Annotated in this window: 15 protein-coding genes; 5 read left to right on the top strand and 10 right to left on the bottom strand. The window is 73.3% G+C overall.

The features are described from left to right. Positions 1-54: 54 nt before the first annotated feature. From ABZW03_RS03520 to hrcA, 7 genes are all read right to left on the bottom strand, one after another. Positions 55-978 (bottom strand): ribonuclease Z, encoded by a 924-nt coding sequence (locus tag ABZW03_RS03520; protein WP_355251537.1) that lies wholly within the window; start codon positions 976-978, stop codon positions 55-57. Between the two features lie 6 nt (positions 979-984). After that, complete coding sequence (locus ABZW03_RS03515) at positions 985-1338, bottom strand: histidine triad nucleotide-binding protein (protein ID WP_355251534.1); 354 nt, start codon at positions 1336-1338, stop codon at positions 985-987. Between the two features lie 52 nt (positions 1339-1390). Beyond that, positions 1391-2107 carry an RDD family protein gene (locus ABZW03_RS03510; protein WP_355251531.1) on the bottom strand — a complete coding sequence of 239 codons (717 nt, stop codon included), beginning with the start codon at positions 2105-2107 and terminating at the stop codon, positions 1391-1393. Positions 2108-2227: 120 nt separating this feature from the next. Then, entirely contained in the window at positions 2228-5461 is a 3234-nt protein-coding gene (locus tag ABZW03_RS03505) for a PDZ domain-containing protein (protein WP_355251529.1), read from the bottom strand. A gap of 120 nt (positions 5462-5581) precedes the next feature. Beyond that, positions 5582-6331 carry a 16S rRNA (uracil(1498)-N(3))-methyltransferase gene (locus tag ABZW03_RS03500; protein ID WP_355251526.1) on the bottom strand — a complete coding sequence of 250 codons (750 nt, stop codon included), beginning with the start codon at positions 6329-6331 and terminating at the stop codon, positions 5582-5584. Between the two features lie 78 nt (positions 6332-6409). Further along, a complete protein-coding gene (gene dnaJ / locus ABZW03_RS03495) occupies positions 6410-7549 on the bottom strand; it encodes a molecular chaperone DnaJ (protein WP_355251523.1) in 1140 nt (379 codons plus the stop codon). Between the two features lie 78 nt (positions 7550-7627). After that, positions 7628-8662 (bottom strand): heat-inducible transcriptional repressor HrcA, encoded by a 1035-nt coding sequence (gene hrcA, locus ABZW03_RS03490; protein WP_355251520.1) that lies wholly within the window; start codon positions 8660-8662, stop codon positions 7628-7630. Between the two features lie 289 nt (positions 8663-8951). Between hrcA and htpX the strand changes: the two genes are divergently transcribed. Genes htpX through ABZW03_RS03475 form a run of 3 tightly spaced genes read left to right on the top strand, consistent with a single transcriptional unit; the run spans position 8952 to position 11384 of the window. Continuing rightward, positions 8952-9899 carry a zinc metalloprotease HtpX gene (gene htpX, locus ABZW03_RS03485; protein ID WP_355251517.1) on the top strand — a complete coding sequence of 316 codons (948 nt, stop codon included), beginning with the start codon at positions 8952-8954 and terminating at the stop codon, positions 9897-9899. Between the two features lie 35 nt (positions 9900-9934). Next, the gene (locus ABZW03_RS03480) at positions 9935-10519 is read left to right on the top strand and encodes a hypothetical protein (protein ID WP_355251514.1); all 585 of its coding nucleotides are present in this window, start codon (positions 9935-9937) and stop codon (positions 10517-10519) included. A 31-nt stretch (positions 10520-10550) separates the two neighbouring features. Continuing rightward, on the top strand, positions 10551-11384 hold the full coding sequence (locus ABZW03_RS03475; RefSeq protein WP_355251511.1) for a DUF3097 domain-containing protein: 834 nt from the start codon (positions 10551-10553) through the stop codon (positions 11382-11384). On the opposite strand, the gene ABZW03_RS03470 is transcribed toward ABZW03_RS03475, so the two are convergent. Genes ABZW03_RS03470 through ABZW03_RS03460 form a run of 3 tightly spaced genes read right to left on the bottom strand, consistent with a single transcriptional unit; the run spans position 11375 to position 15184 of the window. Continuing rightward, a complete protein-coding gene (locus ABZW03_RS03470; protein WP_355251508.1) occupies positions 11375-11932 on the bottom strand; it encodes a Uma2 family endonuclease in 558 nt (185 codons plus the stop codon). The genes ABZW03_RS03475 and ABZW03_RS03470 overlap by 10 nt on opposite strands. 41 nt (positions 11933-11973) lie before the next feature. Then, complete coding sequence (hemW, locus tag ABZW03_RS03465; protein WP_355251505.1) at positions 11974-13203, bottom strand: radical SAM family heme chaperone HemW; 1230 nt, start codon at positions 13201-13203, stop codon at positions 11974-11976. Between the two features lie 58 nt (positions 13204-13261). After that, complete coding sequence (locus ABZW03_RS03460; RefSeq protein WP_355251502.1) at positions 13262-15184, bottom strand: AMP-binding protein; 1923 nt, start codon at positions 15182-15184, stop codon at positions 13262-13264. 364 nt (positions 15185-15548) lie between these two features. On the opposite strand from ABZW03_RS03460, the gene ABZW03_RS03455 reads away from it, so the two are divergent. After that, complete coding sequence (locus ABZW03_RS03455; protein ID WP_355251499.1) at positions 15549-17282, top strand: ABC transporter ATP-binding protein; 1734 nt, start codon at positions 15549-15551, stop codon at positions 17280-17282. 182 nt (positions 17283-17464) lie between these two features. Beyond that, positions 17465-19363, top strand: coding sequence for an ABC transporter ATP-binding protein (locus ABZW03_RS03450; RefSeq protein ID WP_355251616.1), 1899 nt, complete (start codon positions 17465-17467; stop codon positions 19361-19363). The last annotated feature ends 62 nt before the right edge of the window (positions 19364-19425 follow it).

Raw genomic sequence — 19425 nt, 5'->3', positions numbered from 1 at the left:
CGGTCTTCCCGACGCCCCGCCTTCCCGGCGCCCGGACCGGGGCGTCCGCGGCCGTCACGACGGTCGGCGGGGCGGGACGGGCACCCGGTCGAGGTCGGCGGCCAGCACCAGTTCGCCGTCGAAGTGCTTGCGGGCGTCGGCCAGGTGCTGGCCGAGGTCCGGGTAGCGCTGGGAGAAGTGGGTCAGCACCAGGGTGCGCACCCCGGCCTCGGCGGCGACCTTGGCGGCCTGCCCGGCGGTGAGGTGGCCGTGCTCCTCGGCGAGCCGGGCGTCGGCGTCGGTGAAGGTCGCCTCGACGACCAGCAGGTCGGCGCCCTCGGCGAGCGCGTGCACGCCCTCGCACAGCCGGGTGTCCATCACGAAGGCGAACCGCTGGCCCGGCCGCGGCTCGCTGACCTCGCCCAGGGTGACGGTGCGGCCGTCCACCTCGATCGCGCCCTCGTGCTGGAGCCGGCCCACCGCCGGGCCGCGCACGCCGAGGGCGGCGAGCCGCTCCGGCACCAGCCGGCGGCCGTCCGGCTCGGACAGCCGGTAGCCGAAGGACTCCACCGGGTGGTCCAGCCGGACGGCGTCCAGCGCGAAGCGGGCGCCGGGCGCGGGCAGCGGCCCGGGCTCGTCGATCGGGCGGGGCCGCAGCACGGCCGTCTCGTGGTACGCGGTGGAGTGCCGCAGCCGCTCGAAGTAGACCTCGCCGGAGGCCGGGAAGTAGACGTCGACCGGGTGCGGGACCCGGTCGAGGTTGATCCGCTGGATCACCCCGGCGAGGCCCAGGCAGTGGTCCCCGTGGAAGTGGGTGACCGCGATCCTGGTGATCTGGGTGGCGGTGACCCCGGCGTGCAGCATCTGGCGCTGGGTGCCCTCACCGGGGTCGAACAGCAGGCCCTCGCCGTCCCAGCGCAGCAGGTAGCCGTTGTGGTTGCGGTGCCGGGTGGGCACCTGGCTGGCGGTGCCGAGGACGACGAGTTCGCGCGAGGACACCTGCGGTCAGACCATGCGCTCGGTCATCGACATCCCGCCGAGCACGTGGACGTGCGCGTGGAAGACGGTCTGCCCGGCGCCCGCACCGGTGTTGAAGATCAGCCGGTAGTCCTCGATGCCCTCGTCCCGGGCCACCGCGCCCGCCTCGGCGAGGAGTTCGCCGGCGATCTCCGGCTCGGCGGCGGCCAGCGCGGCCGCGTTCGGGTAGTGCGCGTGCGGGATCACCAGCACGTGCACGGGCGCCTTGGGGGCGATGTCGCGGAAGGCGAGGGTGCGCTCGGTCTTGCGCACCACGGTCGCCGGGATCTCGCCCGCCACGATCTTGCAGAACAGGCAGTCGGGCTGCGGCTCGCCGGCCATGGCGCTCTCCTCGGGATCGGTACGTCGGGTGGTGGGGCGGTACGGGCGCAGCCTAGCCGAGCGCGGCGACGGCCCGCTGGTACTCCTGGAGGTGCTTCCAGCGCACCGCGCGCATGCCGACGACGTCGCCGTCGTCCGTGTCGAAGTCCTCGGTGAGGAAGGCGACCGCGAGGATGACGAAGCCGAGCAGCCAGCGCCTGGTGAGCCGCCAGGTGTTCGGCCGCATCACGCCCTTGCGGCGCACCACCCGCATCGCCATGATCCCCTTGCCGACGCTGAAGCCGGTCAGCCGGGCGAGCACCACCTGGTTGAGGAAGGACGCGCCGAGGCCGACCAGCAGCAGCGCCACGAAGTAGGGCACCACCGGCCCGCCGCTCTGCACGGCGTGGCCGGCCACGTGCCGGGTCCTCGGGCGGCTCGCGGCGTTGGCGGCGACGAAGCCGAGGCCGACCGCGAACAGCCAGTCCAGCACGATCGCCAGGAACCGCCGGCCGCCGCCCGCCTCCTTGGGGCAGGGCGGCAGCGCCCGCCGCGGCGGCTCGGGCCGCGGGGAGGGGGTCGGGTACGGCTGCGGGTACCCCTGCGGTGCGGGCGCCGGCGGCTGCGCGTACCCCTGCGGTGCGTACCCCTGCTGCGGGTACGGCTGCGGCGGGTACGGCTGCGCGGGCGGGTAGCCCTGCTGCGGGTACGGCTGGGCCGGCGGATGGGGCTGCGGCTGCTGTGCGTAAGGATTCTGGCCGTACTGCGGCGGCGGGTAGCCCTGCGCCATGGTGGTTCCCCCGTGAGCTGTGGATCAAGAAGCAGCCCCGCATCCTACCCACGCCCCCGCGCCCGGGAGCAGGACGTCGGACCGGCCGACTTCCCGCTCCCGAAACCACTCCTGCGGGCCTCAGGCCCAGGGCAGCGGCGGCGCCGTGCGGGCCGGGGTCCCGGCGAGCTCCGCCAGGGCCAGCCGGACGCCCTCGGCCAGCTGCGGGTCCTCACCGGCCGCCCAGTGGTGCGGGGCGAACGGCACCTCGACGTCCGGGTCGACGCCGTGGTTCTCCAGGCCCCAGCCGTAGTTCTCCAGCCAGAGCGCGTACTTGGGCTGGGTGACCAGGGTGCCGTCGACCAGCCGGTAGCGGCTGTCGATGCCGATCACCCCGCCCCAGGTGCGGGTGCCGACCACCGGGCCGATCCCGAGCGCCTGGACGGCCGCGTTGACCACGTCGCCGTCCGAGCCGGTGAACTCGTCGGCGAGCGCGACCACCGGCCCGCGCGGGGCGTCCGCCGGGTACGGCACCGGGTGGTCGGTGTCCCGGATGACGTCCCAGCCGATGATCCGGCGGGCCAGCTTCTCGATCACCAGCTGCGAGGTGTGGCCGCCCCGGTTCCCCCGGACGTCGACCACCAGGCCCTCCCGGGCCATCTCGCTGCTCAGGTCGCGGTGCAGCTGCGCCCAGCCGGCCGTCTGCATGTCGGGCAGGTGGAGGTAGCCCAGCCGCCCGCCGGACAGCTCGCGCACCGCGGCCCGCCGCCCGGCCACCCAGTCGTGGTAGCGCAGCGCCTCCTCGTCGGCGAGCGGGACGACCACCGGGTGGCGCCGGTCGGTGCCGTCCTTCCCGGCCACGGTCAGCTCGACCGGCTGCCCGGCGGTGCCGGCCAGCAGCGGGGCCGGTCCGGTGACCGGGTCCACCGGGCGGCCGTTGACGGCGAGCAGCGCGTCGCCCGGGCGGATCGCGGCGCCGGGCGCGGCCAGCGGCGAGCGGGCCCGGGGGTCGGAGGACTCCCCGGGCAGGATCCGGCCGATCCGCCAGCGCTCGCCGTCCCGGACCAGGTCGGCGCCGAGCAGGCCCTGGCGGCGGGCCGGCTCGGTGTACCGGCCGTACGGGATCACGTAGGCGTGCGAGGTGCCGAGTTCGCCGTGCACCTCCCAGAGCAGGTCGACCAGTTCGTCGTGCGAGCCGACCCGATCGACCAGCGGCCGGTAGCGCTCCAGCACCCCGGCCCAGTCCACGCCGGAGAGGTCGGGGCGCCAGAAGTTGTCCCGCATCAGCCGGCCGTTCTCGGCGTACATCTGCCGCCACTCGGCGGCCGGGTCGACGGTCACCCGCAGCCGGGCGAGGTCGACGGTGGTCTCCTCGTCGTCGCCGCCCTTGTGGTCGGCCGGGACGACCCGCAGCTCGCCCTCGTCCAGCACGGCCACCCGGGTGCCGTCCGCGCTGACCGCGAACTCGTCCAGGCCGTGCACCAGTTGCTCGACCCGGCGCTTGCGCAGGTCGAAGCGCTCCAGCACCGGGCGGGGCCGGTCGTCGTCCAAGGAGGCGGCCCCGTCGCCGAGTTCGCCCATCAGCGGGGCCCTGGTCCAGAGCACGCCGTCCTTGGCCGCGGCGAGGTCCTCGAAGCGGCCGCCCTCGACCGGGAAGGGGATGATCCGGTCGGCGATGCCGTCCAGGTCGACCCTGGTCACCGGCGCGGCGTCGGCCGCCGCCTCCTCGCCGTCCGCCTTCCTGGCCTTCGGCTCGTCCTCCTCCCCGCCGAGCGGGCGCCCGGCCCGCTGCGGCCCGAACGGGGAGGGCGTGTCGGCGGCCAGGGTGACCAGGTACGGGCGGCAGCCGTTCGGGAAGGACAGGTCGAAGACGTGCGCGTCGTAGACCGGGTCGAAGTTGCGCACCGACAGGAAGGCCAGGTAGCGGCCGTCCGCGGTGAAGGCGGGCGAGGTGTCCACGAAGCGCGGCTGGGTGACCTCGCCGACCGTCCGGGTGGCCAGGTTCGCCAGCACGATCTGGCGCAGCGAGTGCGGGCCCATCCCGCGCACCGGACGCGACCAGGCCAGCCAGGCCGAGTCCGGGCTGAAGGCCGGCCCGCCGGGCTCGCCGTCGGCGCTGCGGTCCAGCTCGTGCACGGCGCCGTCGGCCAGCGAGACCAGCAGCACCCGGCCGTCGTGCACGCCGAGCGCGGCCTGCTTGCCGTCCGGGGAGACCACCAGGGAGTTGACCCGGCCGATCCGCCCCGCGGCGAGCCGGCGGCGCTCCTCGCCGTGCAGGTCGGGGGCGTACTCCAGGGCGTCCTCGCCCTCGGCGTCGGTCACCCAGAGCACGCCCTGGGCGCCGTCCTCGCCCGGCACCACCCGGACCAGCCGGCCGCGCACGCCCGGGGTCTCGTCCAGCACCCGGGCCGGGCCCTCGCGGTGGGTCAGCCAGTGCACGCTGCCGCGCACCACCACGGCGCTGCCCCGGCCGGTGCGGTCGGGGGCGACGGAGTCCAGCCAGTGCGCGGCGGGCACCGGGCGGGGGCGGCGCCCGGCCCGCGGACCGGCCGGCCGGACGTCCAGCCGGCGCGGCGCGGCGCCCGCCAGGTCGTCCAGCAGCCAGAGGTCGCCGGCCCGGTGGAACACCACCCGGGTGCCGTCGGTGGTGGCGTTCCGGGCGTAGAAGCCGTCCGGGTCGGTGGTGTGGCGGCGCAGGTCGGTGCCGTCCGGGCGGCTGGACCACAGCTCGCCGACGCCCTCGTGGTCGGACAGGAAGGCGATCCGCTCCCCTGCCCACATCGGGGAGTCCAGCTGCCCGTCCAGCTCCGCGTGGACGCGGACGAACTCGTCCCGGCCGAGCCACAGCTTGCCGGCCCGCCCGCCCCGGTAGCGCTTCCACCAGGCCGGGTCACGGCCGTTGACGCTGCTCAGCAGCACGCGGTCGCCGCCCGGCTCGAAGGCCAGGCCGCCGACCGGCCCGTACGGCAGCCGCTGCGGCTCGCCGCCGTCCAGCGGCACCGCGTGCGCCCAGGTGCGGCGCGGGCTGGCCTCGCCGGCGGCGGTGGCGGCGATCGGGCGGCCGTCGGCGGTCCAGCCGAGCACCCTGGTCTGGTGGCTGCCCCAGTAGGTGAGCCGGCGCGACGGACCGCCGTCCACCGGCACCACGTGCACCTCGGGGGCGCCGTCCCGGGTGGAGGTGAAGGCGAGGTGCCGCCCGTCCGGGGAGAACCTCGGGTGGTGGACCGGCAGGTGGTCCGCCGTCAGCCGCCAGGCCCGGCCGCCGTCCAGCGGGGCGAGCCAGAGGTCGTCCTCGGCGACGAAGGCGACCAGGTCGCCGTGCAGGTGGGGGTGGCGCGGGTAGGCGCCGGCCGGGGTGCTCAGGGAGTCCGTCACCCGGCCAGCCTAGGCAGGTGCGCGGACGGTCTGCGCCGTTTTCCGCAGACTCCCGGCGCCGCCCGCGGACGGCCGTCGCGCGCTCGCGCCGGGTGCCGTCGGGGGGCGCTGCAACAAACGTCAGGACCAGCGCCCGGTGCGCCCGAGCAGCAGCGCGCCGGCGGCCACCCCGGCGGTGGAGGTGCGCAGCACCGAGGGGCCCAGCCGGTACGGCTTCGCGCCCGCCTCGGCGAAGGCGGCCAGCTCCTCCGGGGAGACCCCGCCCTCCGGGCCGACCACCAGGACGATGTCCCCGCCCTCCGGCAGCCCGGCGTGCGCGAGCGGCTCGGCGCCCTCCTCGTGCAGCACGGCGGCGAACGCGGCCCCGGCCAGCACCGGCGTCAGCTGCCGGGTGGTCATCACGTCCCGCACCAGGGGGAAGCGCAGCCGGCGGGACTGCTTGCCCGCCTCCCGGGCGGTGGCCCGCCACTTGGCGAGCGCCTTGGCGCCGCGGTCGCCCTTCCACTGGGTGATGCAGCGCGAGGCGGACCACGGGATCACCACGTCCACGCCGACCTCGGTCATCGTCTCCACGGCCAGCTCGCCGCGGTCGCCCTTGGGCAGCGCCTGGACGACCACGATCCGCGGCGCGGGCTCCGGTTCCCGGCGCACGGCGGCGACCGCCACGTCGACCTCGTCCTTGCCGAGCACCTCGGCGACCGTGCCGTCCACGCCGAGCCCCAGCCCGTCGGCCAGGGTCACCGCCTCGCCCGGCTGCAGCCGCTTCACCGCGGCCGCGTGCCGCCCCTCCGGGCCGTCCAGGCGCACCACGGCCCCGGGCGCGGCGGTGGCGATCCGCTCGGTCTCGACGAAGAAGACGGGCGCGGTCATGACGGGGAACCTCCGAAAGTGGGACGGGAACACGGAAGGGGTGCCGGGGGCCTTCCCCCGGCACCCCTCCGCGGACGACTACCGGCCGTTGAAGGCGTCCTTCAGCCGGGAGAACAGGCCCTGCTGGCCCGGCGCGAACTGGCCGGACGGCCGCTCCTCGCCGCGCAGCACCGCGAGGCGGCGCAGCAGCTCCTCCTGCTCGGCGTCGAGCTTGCTGGGCGTCTTCACCTCGACGTGCACTATCAGGTCGCCCCGGCCGCCGCCGCGCAGGTGGGTGATGCCCCGGCCGTGCAGCGGGATCGACTGGCCGGACTGGGTGCCGGGCCGGATGTCGACCTCCTCCAGGCCGTCCAGGGTCTGCAGCGGCACCTGGGTGCCGAGCGCGGCCGCCGTCATCGGGATGGTGACGGTGCAGTGCAGGTCGTCCCCGCGCCGCTGGAAGATGGTGTGGGTGGTCTCGGCGATCTCCACGTACAGGTCGCCGGCCGGGCCGCCGCCGGGGCCGACCTCGCCCTCGCCGGCCAGCTGGATCCGGGTGCCGTTGTCGACACCGGCCGGGATCTTGACGGTCAGGGTGCGGCGGGCCCGCACCCGGCCGTCGCCGGCGCACTCCGGGCACGGGGTCGGCACGACGGTGCCGAAGCCCTGGCACTGCGGGCAGGGGCGGGAGGTCATGACCTGGCCCAGGAAGGACCGGGTGACCTGGGAGACCTCGCCCTTGCCGCGGCACATGTCACAGGTCTGCGCGGAGGTGCCGGGGGCCGCGCCCTCGCCGCTGCAGGTGGTGCAGGTGACGGCGGTGTCGACCTGGAGTTCCTTGGTGGTGCCGAAGGCGGCCTCCTCCAGGGTGATCTCCAGCCGGATCATGGCGTCCTGGCCGCGGCGGGTGCGCGAGCGCGGGCCGCGCTGGCCGGCCGCGGCGCCGAAGAAGGCGTCCATGATGTCGGAGAAGCCGAAGCCGGCCGCGCCGGCCCCGAAGCCGCCCGCCCCGCCGCCGCCCGGGGACAGCGGGTCCCCGCCGAGGTCGTAGACCTGACGCTTCTGCGGGTCGGAGAGCACCTCGTAGGCGGCGTTGATCTCCTTGAACCGCTCCTGCGTCTTCGGGTCCGGGTTGACGTCCGGGTGCAGTTCGCGTGCCAGGCGCCGGAACGCCTTCTTGATCTCGTCCTGCCCCGCATCCCGTCGGACGCCGAGTACCGCGTAGTAGTCCGTGGCCACCAAATGCTCCGCTTGTTCCGCCTGTAGTAGTGCTGCGACTGGTTAGCCGCCGTTAAGGGTTTCAACGACGGCCGCTTGCTAGGACTCGGCCAGGATCTGGCCCACGTACCGCGCCACCGCTCGCACCGCCCCCATTGTGCCCGGGTAGTCCATCCGGGTCGGACCGATCACACCCAGTTTCGCCACGCTCTCGTCGCCCGAACCGTAGCCGACCGAAACGATCGAGGTGGAATTCAGCCCCTCGTAGGCGTTCTCCCGCCCGATCCGGACCGTCATCGCGGCGTCCGCGGTCTCACCCAGGAGGCGGAGCAGGACGACCTGCTCCTCCAGGGCCTCCAGCACGGGCTGGATGGTGAGCGGGAAGTCGTGCCCGAAGCGGGTCAGGTTGGCCGTGCCGGCCAGCATGATCCGCTCCTCGTTCTGCTCGGCGAGCGTCTCGAACAGGGTCGCCAGGACCGTGCTGACGGTCGGCCGGTCGGCCTGCTCGAAGTGCGCCGGCAGCTCCTCCAGCAGCCCCGGGACCTCGGGGAGGCGCCGGCCGGCGGCCCTCGCGTTGATCCGGGCCCGCAGGTCCGCCAGCACCGTCTCGCCGACCGCGCCCGGGCAGTCGACCATCCGCTGCTCGACCCGGCCGGTGTTGGTGATCAGCACCAGCATCACCTTCGCCGGGGCCAGCGCCACCAGCTCGATGTGCCGGACGGTGGAGCGGCTCAGCGAGGGGTACTGCACCACCGCGACCTGCCGGGTCAGCTGGGCGAGCAGCCGCACCGTGCGGGCGACCACGTCGTCCAGGTCGACCGCGCCGTCCAGGAAGTGCCGGATGGCCCGGCGCTCGGGGGCGCTCATCGGCTTGATCTCGGCGAGCTTGTCGACGAAGAGGCGGTACCCCTTGTCGGTCGGGATGCGGCCGGCGCTGGTGTGCGGCTGGTGGATGTACCCCTCCTCCTCCAGCGCCGCCATGTCGTTGCGGACGGTCGCCGGGGAGACCCCGAGGTTGTGCCGTTCCACCAGGGCCTTGGAACCGACCGGCTCCTCGGTGCCCACGTAGTCCTGCACGATCGCGCGGAGCACGGCGAGCTTGCGTTCGTCCAGCTGGCGGACCTCACCGGCCATGGGGCACGCACCTCCGTCTTCGCACGTTGTCCGACTGTGTCCCTCGCTGCTGCGGGCCCCTCCGGGAAGCCCCCGTTCCTGGCACTCTGAACACGCGAGTGCCAAAACCGTACCTGCCAGTGTACGGCCCGGGTCCTACGGCAGGAACGGCCCGACCGGGGTGATCCTCCCCGCAGTTCCGCCCACGGCCCGCGGGGCCCCGGCGGTTCGGTCCGGTCGGCGCCGGGGTGGTGCCGGGAGGCCGTCCGGGTGGCAGCATCGAAAGCGACGGCGAACGGAGGAGCAAGCGATGTCGAGCTCGGGCCAGCACACCCTCCCCCAGCCTCCGGCCGGGGGTACCCCCTTCGCGCCCGACCGCGGCCTGACCGGCCGCATGGTCGCCACGATGTTCGTGATCGGGCTGCTGTACGTCGGTTTCACGGGCCTGCTGATCGCGCTGCTGCGCGGCGCCTGGCCACTGATCGTGCTGATCTCCGGCGGGCTGTTCGTGGCCCAGTTCTGGTTCAGCGACCGGATCACCGAGCGGGCGATGGGCGCCCACCGGGTGTCCCCGGAGGAGTTCCCCCAGCTGCACGGCACCGTCGACCGGCTCTGCGCGCTGGCCGACATGCCCAAGCCCCGGGTGGCGGTCGCCGACAACGACATGCCGAACGCCTTCGCCACCGGCCGCAACCCGCAGAACGCGGTGGTCTGCGTGACCACCGGGCTGCTGCGCCGGCTGGAACCGGAGGAGCTGGAGGGCGTGCTCGCGCACGAGCTGTCGCACGTCGCCCACCGGGACGTCGCGGTGATGACGATCGCCGGCTTCCTCGGCGTCCTCGCCGGGGCGATGACCCGGATCGCCGTGTACGGCGGGTTCATGGGCGGCGGGCGCAACAACAACGACCAGAGCGCGGCCGTCCTGGCGCTGGTCGTCCCGCTGGTGTCGATGGTCGTCTACGCGATCAGCTTCCTGCTCACCCGGCTGCTGTCCCGCTACCGCGAGCTGGCCGCGGACCGGGCCGCCGCCCAGCTCACCGGCCGGCCCAGCGCCCTGGCCGCCGCGCTCACCAAGGTGACCGGGCAGATCGCCGCCATCCCCACCAAGGACCTGCGCCAGGCGCAGCCGTACAACGCCTTCTACTTCGCCCCCGCGCTGAGCGCCCGGGAGGCCGCCTCGCAGCTGCTGTCCACCCACCCGAGCCTGGAGCAGCGGCTGGCGCAGCTGGCGCGGATCTCCGAGCAGCTCGGCCGCTGACGCCCCCGTTCCCGCCCGTTCCCGAAAGGACCCCCATGGGATTCCTGGACGCCCTGTTCGGCCGCAGCAAGCCCGTCAGGCCCGACCTCGACCAGCTGTTCGGCGTGCCGTCCGCCGCGCTCACCCTGGAGGCCGGGGCCGGCTTCACCCCCACCGGGCTCGGCTCGGTCTGCTTCGCCGCCGTCGAGGGCGCGGCCTTCGTCCAGGTCGAGCAGCAGGTCCGGGCGCTGCTGGACGCCGACACCGGCCGCGGCGGAGTCCCGGTGGAGGCCTCCCGGGACGCCTACGGCTACTCCTGGCTGCTGGCCCGGCACCGGCCCGAGGAGCTGCCGGAGCTGGTGAACGACCTGCACGCGGTCAACAGCGAGCTGGAGGCGAACGGCTTCGGGCCGCAGCTGCTCTGCTCGCTGGTGGGCTTCCGTGATCCGCGGGGGCGGTCGCTGGCCCTGGTCTACCTCTACAAGCGGGGCACCTTCTACCCCTTCGCCCCGGTGCCCGGCGGCGGGGAGAAGCGCGACAGCGCGCTGGAGCTGCAGGTCAACGCGCTGCTGGGGAACGACCTGCGGCTGGAGAAGGACCTGGGCCGCTGGTTCCCGGTCTGGGGCGCGCCGGGCCTCTGACGCGCCGTCCGCCCTCCCTATGATCACCCGTATGCGCAGCCGCCAGTACGGACCCGACCTGACCCCGCCGTGGAAGAAGCAGCAGCCCGCCCCGGAGGTGCCCGCCGAGCGGGACCTGGTGGTCGAGGAGGCGGCGACCGGCTTCTGCGGGGCGGTGGTGCGCTGCGAGAAGACCGCCGAGGGGTTCACCGTCACCCTGGAGGACCGCTTCGGCAAGCACCGGGTGTTCCCGCTGGTGCCGCGCGGCTTCCTGCTGGAGGGCCGGGTCGTCACCCTGGTCCGCCCCACCGGCCCGGCGGCACCCCGCACCCCGGCCCGCACCGCCTCCGGCTCGATCGCCGTCCCGAACGCCCGCGCCCGGGTCGCCCGGGAGTCCCGCATCTACGTCGAGGGCCGGCACGACGCCGAGCTGGTCGAGCGGGTCTGGGGCGACGACCTGCGGGTCGAGGGCGTGGTCGTCGAGTACCTGCGCGGCATCGACGACCTGCCCGCGATCGTCGCCGACTTCGCCCCCGGCCCCGGCCGCCGCCTCGGAGTCCTGGTCGACCACCTCCTCCCGGGGACGAAGGAGCACCGCATCGCCGCCCAGGTCACCGGGGACTCGGTGCTGGTCGTCGGCCACCCCTACATCGACGTCTGGCAGGCCGTGAAGCCCTCGTCCGTGGGCATCCCCGCCTGGCCCGCCGTCCCCCGGGGCGAGGACTGGAAGGAGGGCACCTGCCGCCGCCTCGGCTGGCCGGTGGACACCCCGGCGGCCTGGAAGCACATTCTCTCCAAGGTGAACTCCTACAAGGACCTGGAGCCCGAACTCCTCGGCCGGGTCGAGGAGTTGATCGACTTCACGGCCCTGCCGGGTCAGGAGTAGGTCTGGAATTCCGAGGTGTCGAGCGTGATGTCCAGCAGGTCGAGCTGAATCGGGTCACCGAACTTCGTGGTCCGCTCGGACCAGTACACCGGGGCGCCCGAAGCCGTATCGGTGGTCAGTTCGGTGAGGAGCACACAGACGCCCTTGAGCGGATCAACGATGAGGTACGCCGGGATCCCGCCCTGGGCGTACATCTCACGCTTGATCCGGTAGTCCCGGTGCACGCTGGTCTTGGAAACCACCTCGACCACAACGGTCACCGCGGAGGCGGGCAGCAAGCGGCCCGCCTCCGGGACGGCACCACGCTCGAAGACGACGAGGTCCGGCTGCGGTTCACTGGCCTCACCGGAGATGATCAGGTCCTGGGTCTGAAGCGTTCGCCATCGGTCGTAGGGGGTCTGGTGCTGAATCCCGGAGACGATGAGGTTGTGGACCATGTCAGGCCCCGCCATCATCACGATTTCCCCCCTGATGAGTTCGGCCTTGACGCCTTCCGGCACCTCCAGGTTCTCGAAGATCCCGGTCATCCGATCATCGATGGCGGTCATCGCACGCTCCCTCCGACGGCTGACTCCCACGTTAACGAATGTCAGTCCACCAGGTCACGCACGACGGCGTCCGCGAGCAGCCTCCCCTGGAGGGTGAGGGCGGCGCGGCCCTGCTGGTACGGGCCGGCGGCGAGGAGGCCGTCGGCGAGGTGGCGGTCGGCGGCCCTGCGGCCGGTGGGGGTGAGCAGGTCGAGGGGGATGCCGTCGGCGAGGCGCAGCTCCAGGAGGATGCGCTCGACGCGGCGGTCCTCGTCGGCCAGCACCTCGCGGGCCTGGGCCGGGGTGCGGTGCTCGGCGAGGGCCCGGGCGTAGGCGGCGGGGTGCTTGGCGTTCCACCAGCGGACGCCGCCGACGTGGCTGTGGGCGCCGGGGCCGGCGCCCCACCAGTCGGCGCCGGTCCAGTAGAGCTCGTTGTGGCGGCAGCGGCCCTCGGGGGTGGTGGCCCAGTTGGAGACCTCGTACCAGGAGTAGCCGGCGGCGCTGAGCGCCTCCTCGGCGATCAGGTAGCGGTCGGCGTGCACGTCGTCGTCGATCATCGGCAGTTCGCCGCGCTTGACCCGGGCGGCGAGCCGGGTGCCCTCCTCGACGATCAGCGAGTACGCGGAGACGTGGTCGGGCCCGGCGCCGATGGCGGCGTCCAGGGAGGCCCGCCAGTCGTCGTCGGACTCGCCCGGGGTGCCGTAGATGAGGTCGAGGTTGACGTGCTCGAAGCCGGCCGCGCGGGCCTCGGCCACGCAGGCCTCGGGGCGGCCCGGGGTGTGGTGGCGGTCGAGCAGCCGCAGCACGTGCGGGCGGGCGCTCTGCATGCCGAAGGAGAGCCGGTTGTAGCCGCCCTCGCGCAGTTCGGCCAGGTACGCCGGGTCCACCGACTCCGGGTTGGCCTCGGTGGTGACCTCGGCGCCCTCGGCGAGCCCGAACTCCTCGCGGATCGCGGCGAGCATCTTCACCAGGTCGCGGGCGGGCAGCAGGGTCGGGGTGCCGCCGCCGAGGAAGACCGTCCGCACCGGCAGGTCGGCGTCCCCCAGCACCTTCCGGGCGAGCCGGATCTCGGCGACCACGTTGTCCGCGTACGTCTCCTGCGAGGCGACTGCCCCGGAGGAGCGCAGCTCGGTGGCGGTGTAGGTGTTGAAGTCGCAGTAGCCGCAGCGGCTGGCGCAGTACGGCACGTGCAGGTAGAAGCCGAACGGCCGCGAGCCCAGCCCGGCGAGGGCGTGCGCGGGCAGGGAACCGTCGGACGGCACCGGTTCGCCGTCGGGGAGTGCGGAGGGCATGAGCCCATTGTCCCGTACGGCCCGACCGAACCGGCGAGCCGTACGGGACGGGGGCGGATCAGGCCTCGTTGGCGCCCGCGTACATCGCGGCCACCGCGTCCGCGTAGGTCCGCTCGACCACCGGGCGCTTGATCTTCAGGCTCGGGGTGAGCTCGCCGTGCTCGATGTCCAGGTCGCGCGGCAGCAGGTGGAACTTCTTGATCGTCTGCCAGCGCTGGAGGTCGCCGTTGACCCGCCGGACGAAGCCCTCGATCAGCTCGTGCACGGCCGGCTCGGCGGCCAGCTCGGCGTAGGACTTCCCGGCCAGGCCGTGCTCGGCGGCCCACGGCAGCAGCACCGACTCGTCCAGGCCGATCAGCGCGGTGCAGTAGTTGCGGCCGTTGCCGATCACCAGGATGTTGCTGACGAACGGGCAGACCGCCTTGAACTTGCCCTCGACCTCGCTGGGCGCCACGTACTTGCCGCCGGAGGTCTTGAACAGGTCCTTCTTGCGGTCGGTGATCCGCAGGAAGCCGTCCGGGCTGAGCTCGCCGATGTCCTCGGTGTGGAACCAGCCGTCCGGCTCCAGCACCTCGGCGGTCTTCTCCGGCAGGTTGTGGTAGCCGCGCATGACGCCCGGCCCGCGCAGCAGGACCTCGCCGTCCTCGGCGATCCGCACCTCGGTGCCGGGCAGCGGGCGGCCCACCGTGCCGATCCGCACGTCCTCGGCGCGGTTGACGCAGGAACCGGCGCTGGTCTCGCTCAGGCCGTAGCCCTCCAGGATCGGCACCCCGGCGCCGATGAAGAAGTAGCCGATCTCCGGGGCGAGCGCGGCGCTGCCGGAGACCGCGCCGCGCAGCCGGCCGCCGAAGGCCGCCCGGATCTTCGAATACACCAGCTTGTCGGCGAGCGCGTGCTGCACCCGCAGGCCCAGCGGGGCGCTCTCGGCCCCGGTGGCGATCCGGCTCTCCTGCACCGCCCGGGCGTGCGCGCGGGCCACCTTGGCGGCCCACAGGAAGACCTTGTACTTGGCACCGCCCTCGGATCTGGCCTTGCCGGCGATGCCGTTGTAGACCTTCTCGAAGATGCGCGGCGCCGAGGCCATGATGGTCGGCCGGATCGCCGGCAGGTTGTGGATGATCCGGTCCACCCGGCCGTCCAGCGCCATCACGTGCCCGGTGGCGATCTGCCCGGAGATCAGCGTCTTGCCGAACACGTGCGACAGCGGCAGCCACATGAACTGCACGTCGTCCGGGCCCAGCAGCCCGCTGGCCTCCTGCGCCCGGCCCTCGTACGCCCAGCAGTCGTGCACCAGGCGCACGCCCTTGGGGCGGCCGGTGGTGCCGGAGGTGTAGATGAGGGTGGCCAGCTGCTCCTTGCCGAGCCCGTCGACGGCCTTCTCCACCGCGTCCGGGTGCTCCGCCAGGTACGCGGCGCCGCGCTCCTCCAGCTCGGCCAGGGTGAGCAGCTCCAGGCCGGCCGTCCCGGGGGCCTCGCCGGGCGCGTCGAAGAGGATCACGGTGCGCAGCTCGGGCAGCTGGTCGATCTGCTCGACGGCCTTGGCCAGCTGGGCCTCGTTCTCGGCGAACAGCGCCCGGGAGCCGGAGTCGGAGAGGATGAACGCGGTCTCGTCCGCGTTGGTGCTCGGGTAGACGGTGGTGATCGCGGCGCCCGCGCACATGGCGCCGAGGTCGGCGAGGACCCATTCGAGCCGGGTCGAGGAGGCCAGGGCCACCCGGTCCTCGGGCCGGATGCCGAGCGCCATCAGGCCGGCGGCCACCGCCCTGACCCGGGCCGCGGTCTGCGCCCAGGTGAGCGAGCGCCACTGCTCGGCGCCGGGCGCGCCGTCGGCGGCCTGCTCGTCCACGGGCGAGGGGTAGCGGTAGGCCTCGGCGTTCGGGGTCAGGGCGACCCGCTCCAGGAACAGGTGGGCGACGGAGGCGGGGCGCCCGGCGACGAGGTCGGGCCTGCCGGAGTCGATCAGGGACTGCGCGGAACTCAACGAGGACCTCCGGGGGCGGGTGGCCGTCTGAGGGATTGTCGCGGCGTCCGTGGGGGCGGTCGCCGGGCCCCCGGTTCACCTGAGCGGTACCGGTCAGTAACAAAGGGGCAATCAGCAGCCTAGGGGGAAACCGGTCATTCCGTAAGGGGGCAGCGCCCGACGGCACGCCCCCGCCGCACCGGTGCCGCACCCGTGCCGGCCCCCTCCGGACCGGTGCCGCGCCCGTACCGCACCGGCGCCGAACCCGGCCGTTCGGCAAAGGCCCGGCAAACCTCAGGCTCCCGCACGCCGAATGACCTGTACGACGCTACAGAACACCGAGAATTGGGATGCGAACCCGCCCGGCTACGACAAGAGTGTGCTAGTGCTGATCAGACTGTTGAGGGCGTACCTGCGCCCGTACTCCCGACCGATCACCCTGCTGGTGCTGCTCCAGCTGGTGTCCACCCTCGCGGCGCTCTACCTGCCGACACTCAACGCCGACATCATCGACGACGGGGTGGTCAAGGGCGACACCGGCTACATCCTGCGCGTCGGCGGGGTGATGATCGCGGTCACCGTCCTGCAGGCGCTGTGCTCCATCGGCGCCGTCTTCATCGGCGCCCGCACCGCCATGGCCTTCGGCCGGGACGTCCGCGCCGCCGTCTTCGACCGGGTGCAGAGCTTCTCCGCCCGCGAGGTCGGCCAGTTCGGCGCCCCCTCGCTGATCACCCGCACCACCAACGACGTCCAGCAGGTCCAGATGCTCGCCCTGATGAGCTTCACGCTCATGGTCGCCGCGCCGATCATGTGCGTCGGCGGCATCATCATGGCGCTCAACCAGGACGTCCCGCTGTCCGGCCTGCTGCTCGCCGTCATCCCCGCGCTCGGCGTCGTCGTGGTCCTGCTGGTCCGCGCCCTGCGCCCCCGGTTCCGCAGCATGCAGGAGCGGATCGACACCGTGAACCGGGTCCTGCGCGAGCAGATCACCGGCATCCGGGTCATCCGCGCCTTCGTCAAGGACGACCAGGAGCAGGCCCGCTTCGCCGGCGCCAACGAGGACCTCACCCACGTCGCCCGCCAGGTCGGGCGGCTGATGTCCATCATGTTCCCCGCCGTCATGCTGGTGGTGAACGTCTCCAGCGTCGCCGTGCTCTGGTTCGGCGCCCACCGCATCGACGACGGCGCCATGGAGATCGGCGCGCTCACCGCGTTCCTCTCCTACCTGATGCAGATCCTGATGAGCGTCATGATGGCCACCTTCATGTTCATGATGGTGCCGCGCGCCGAGGTCTGCGCCGAGCGCATCGAGGAGGTCCTCGGCACCGACAGCAGCGTCGTGCCGCCCACCGCCCCCGTCACCGAGGTGCCGCGCCGCGGCGACCTGGAGCTGCGCGACGTCGACTTCCGCTACCCCGGCGCCGAGGCCTCGGTGCTGCGCGGCATCGACCTCACCGCCCGCCCCGGCGAGACCACCGCCATCATCGGCTCCACCGGCAGCGGCAAGTCCACCCTGCTCGGCCTCGTCCCCCGGCTCTTCGACGCCACCTCCGGCCAGGTCCTGCTGGACGGCGTGGACGTGCGCGAACTCGCCCCCGCCGCACTGGCCGAGACCGTCGGCATCGTCCCGCAGAAGCCCTACCTCTTCTCCGGCACCGTCGCCAGCAACCTCCGCTACGGCCGGCCCGACGCCACCGACGAGGAGCTCTGGCACGCCCTGGAGATCGCCCAGGCCAAGGAGTTCGTCGAGAAGCTGCCCGAGGGCCTGGACGCCCCCATCGCCCAGGGCGGCGGCAACGTCTCCGGCGGCCAGCGCCAACGCCTGGCCATCGCCCGGACACTGGTGCGCCGGCCCTCCGTCTACCTCTTCGACGACTCCTTCTCCGCGCTCGACTACGCCACCGACGCCAAGCTCCGCAAGGCCCTCGCCCGCGAGACCTCCGACGCCACCGTCCTGATCGTCGCCCAGCGCGTGTCCACCATCCGCGACGCCGACCGGATCATCGTCCTCGACGAGGGCGCCGTCGTCGGCACCGGAACCCACCACGAGCTGATGGCCGACAACCCGACGTACCGGGAGATCGTGCTCTCCCAGCTCACCGAGCAGGAGGCGGCGTGACCACGCCCGGCAAGAAGCCCGACCTGAACAAGGGGCCGGCCCCGAGAGACGCCGCCCCGAAGGCCGACCCGAAGGACGCCCCGAAGGCCGACCTGAAGAAGGACGCCGCCGCGGACGCCGGGCTGCCCAGCGACTCGCAGGCCGCCGCCGCCCGCCGCGGCCCGGCCGGCCCCGGCCGCTTCATGGGCGGCCAGGGCACCGAGAAGTCCATGGACTTCAAGGGATCCGGCAAGCGCGTCCTCGGCCTGCTGCGCCCCGAACGCAACACCCTGATCGGCGTCCTGGTCCTCGGCGTGCTCGGCATCGGCTGCGCCGTCATCGGCCCCAAGATCCTCGGCGACGCCACCGACCTGATCTTCGCCGGCGTCGTCGGCGCCCGCTTCCAGGCCGGCGCCTCCAAGGAACAGGTCGTCGACGGGCTGCGCGCCCACGGCGACGGCGGCGTCGCCGACCTGCTCGCCTCCGTCGACTTCGTCCCCGGCCAGGGCATGGACTTCGGCGCCATCGGCAGCGTCCTGCTCTGGGTGCTCGGCATCTACGTCGCCTCCTCCGTCCTCGGCGTCTTCCAGGGCCGGCTCGCCACCAACGCCATCCAGGCCGCCAGTTACCGGCTGCGCCAGGACGTCGAGGCCAAGCTCGCCCGGCTGCCGCTCAGCTACTTCGACAAGCAGCCGCGCGGCGAGGTGCTCAGCCGGGTCACCAACGACATCGACAACATCGGCCAGTCCATGCAGCAGACCCTCGGACAGGTCGTCAACTCGCTGCTCACCGTGGTCGGTGTGCTCGCGATGATGTTCTGGATCTCCCCGCTGCTCGCCCTGATCGCGCTGGTCTCGGTGCCCGTCTCGGTGGTCGTCGCCACCAAGGTCGGCAAGCGGGCCCAGCCGCAGTTCGTCCAGCAGTGGAAGTCCACCGGCCAGCTCAACGCCCACATCGAGGAGATGTACACCGGCCACACCCTGGTCAAGGTGTTCGGACGGCAGCAGGAGTCCGCAGAAACCTTCCGCGAGCACAACGAGTCGCTCTACCAGGCCAGTTACAAGGCCCAGTTCATCTCCGGCATCATCCAGCCCGCGATGATGCTGATCGGCAACCTCCAGTACGTGCTGGTCGCCGTCGTCGGCGGCCTGCGGGTGGCCAGCGGCGCGCTGTCCATCGGCGACGTCCAGGCGTTCATCCAGTACTCCCGGCAGTTCAGCCAGCCGCTCACCCAGGTCGCCAGCATGGCCAACCTGGTGCAGTCCGGCGTCGCCTCCGCCGAGCGCGTCTTCGAGCTGCTGGACGCCCCCGAGCAGAGCCCCGAACCGGCCATGCCCGAACGGCCCGACGTGGTCCGCGGCCGGGTCGCCTTCCAGGACGTGACCTTCCGCTACGACCCCGAGAAGCCGCTCATCGAGGACCTCTCGCTCAAGGTCGAGCCCGGCCAGACCGTCGCCATCGTCGGCCCCACCGGCGCCGGCAAGACCACCCTGGTCAACCTGCTGATGCGGTTCTACGAGGTCAGCTCCGGGCGGATCACCCTCGACGGCGTGGACATCGCCGCGATGTCCCGCGAGGACCTGCGCTCCGGCATCGGCATGGTGCTCCAGGACACCTGGCTGTTCGGCGGCACCATCGCCGACAACATCGCCTACGGCGCCGAGTCGGCCACCCGCGACCAGGTCGTCGAGGCCGCCAGGGCCGCCCACGTCGACCGCTTCGTGCGCACCCTGCCGGACGGCTACGACACCGTCATCGACGACGAGGGCACCGGCGTCAGCACCGGCGAGAAGCAGCTGATCACCATCGCCCGGGCGTTCCTCGCCCAGCCGTCCATCCTGGTCCTGGACGAGGCGACCAGCTCCGTCGACACCCGCACCGAGGTGCTGATCCAGCGGGCCATGGCCCGGCTGCGCACCGGCCGCACCAGCTTCGTGATCGCCCACCGGCTCTCCACCATCCGGGACGCCGACGTGATCCTGGTGATGGAGAACGGCTCGATCGTCGAACAGGGCTCGCACGACCAGCTGATCGCCGCCGACGGCGCCTACGCCCGGCTCTACCAGGCGCAGTTCGCCGAGGCCGCGGTCGAGGTGGACTGACGCCCGGTCGGTCGGCCTGTCGGCCGACCGGGCGGAGGGCCGGGGCGGGGACCTCCCGCCCC

This window comes from Kitasatospora sp. NPDC004799 (genome assembly GCF_040609095.1).
Classification (GTDB): domain Bacteria; phylum Actinomycetota; class Actinomycetes; order Streptomycetales; family Streptomycetaceae; genus Kitasatospora.
This window is presented reverse-complemented; position numbering and strand designations above follow the sequence as displayed.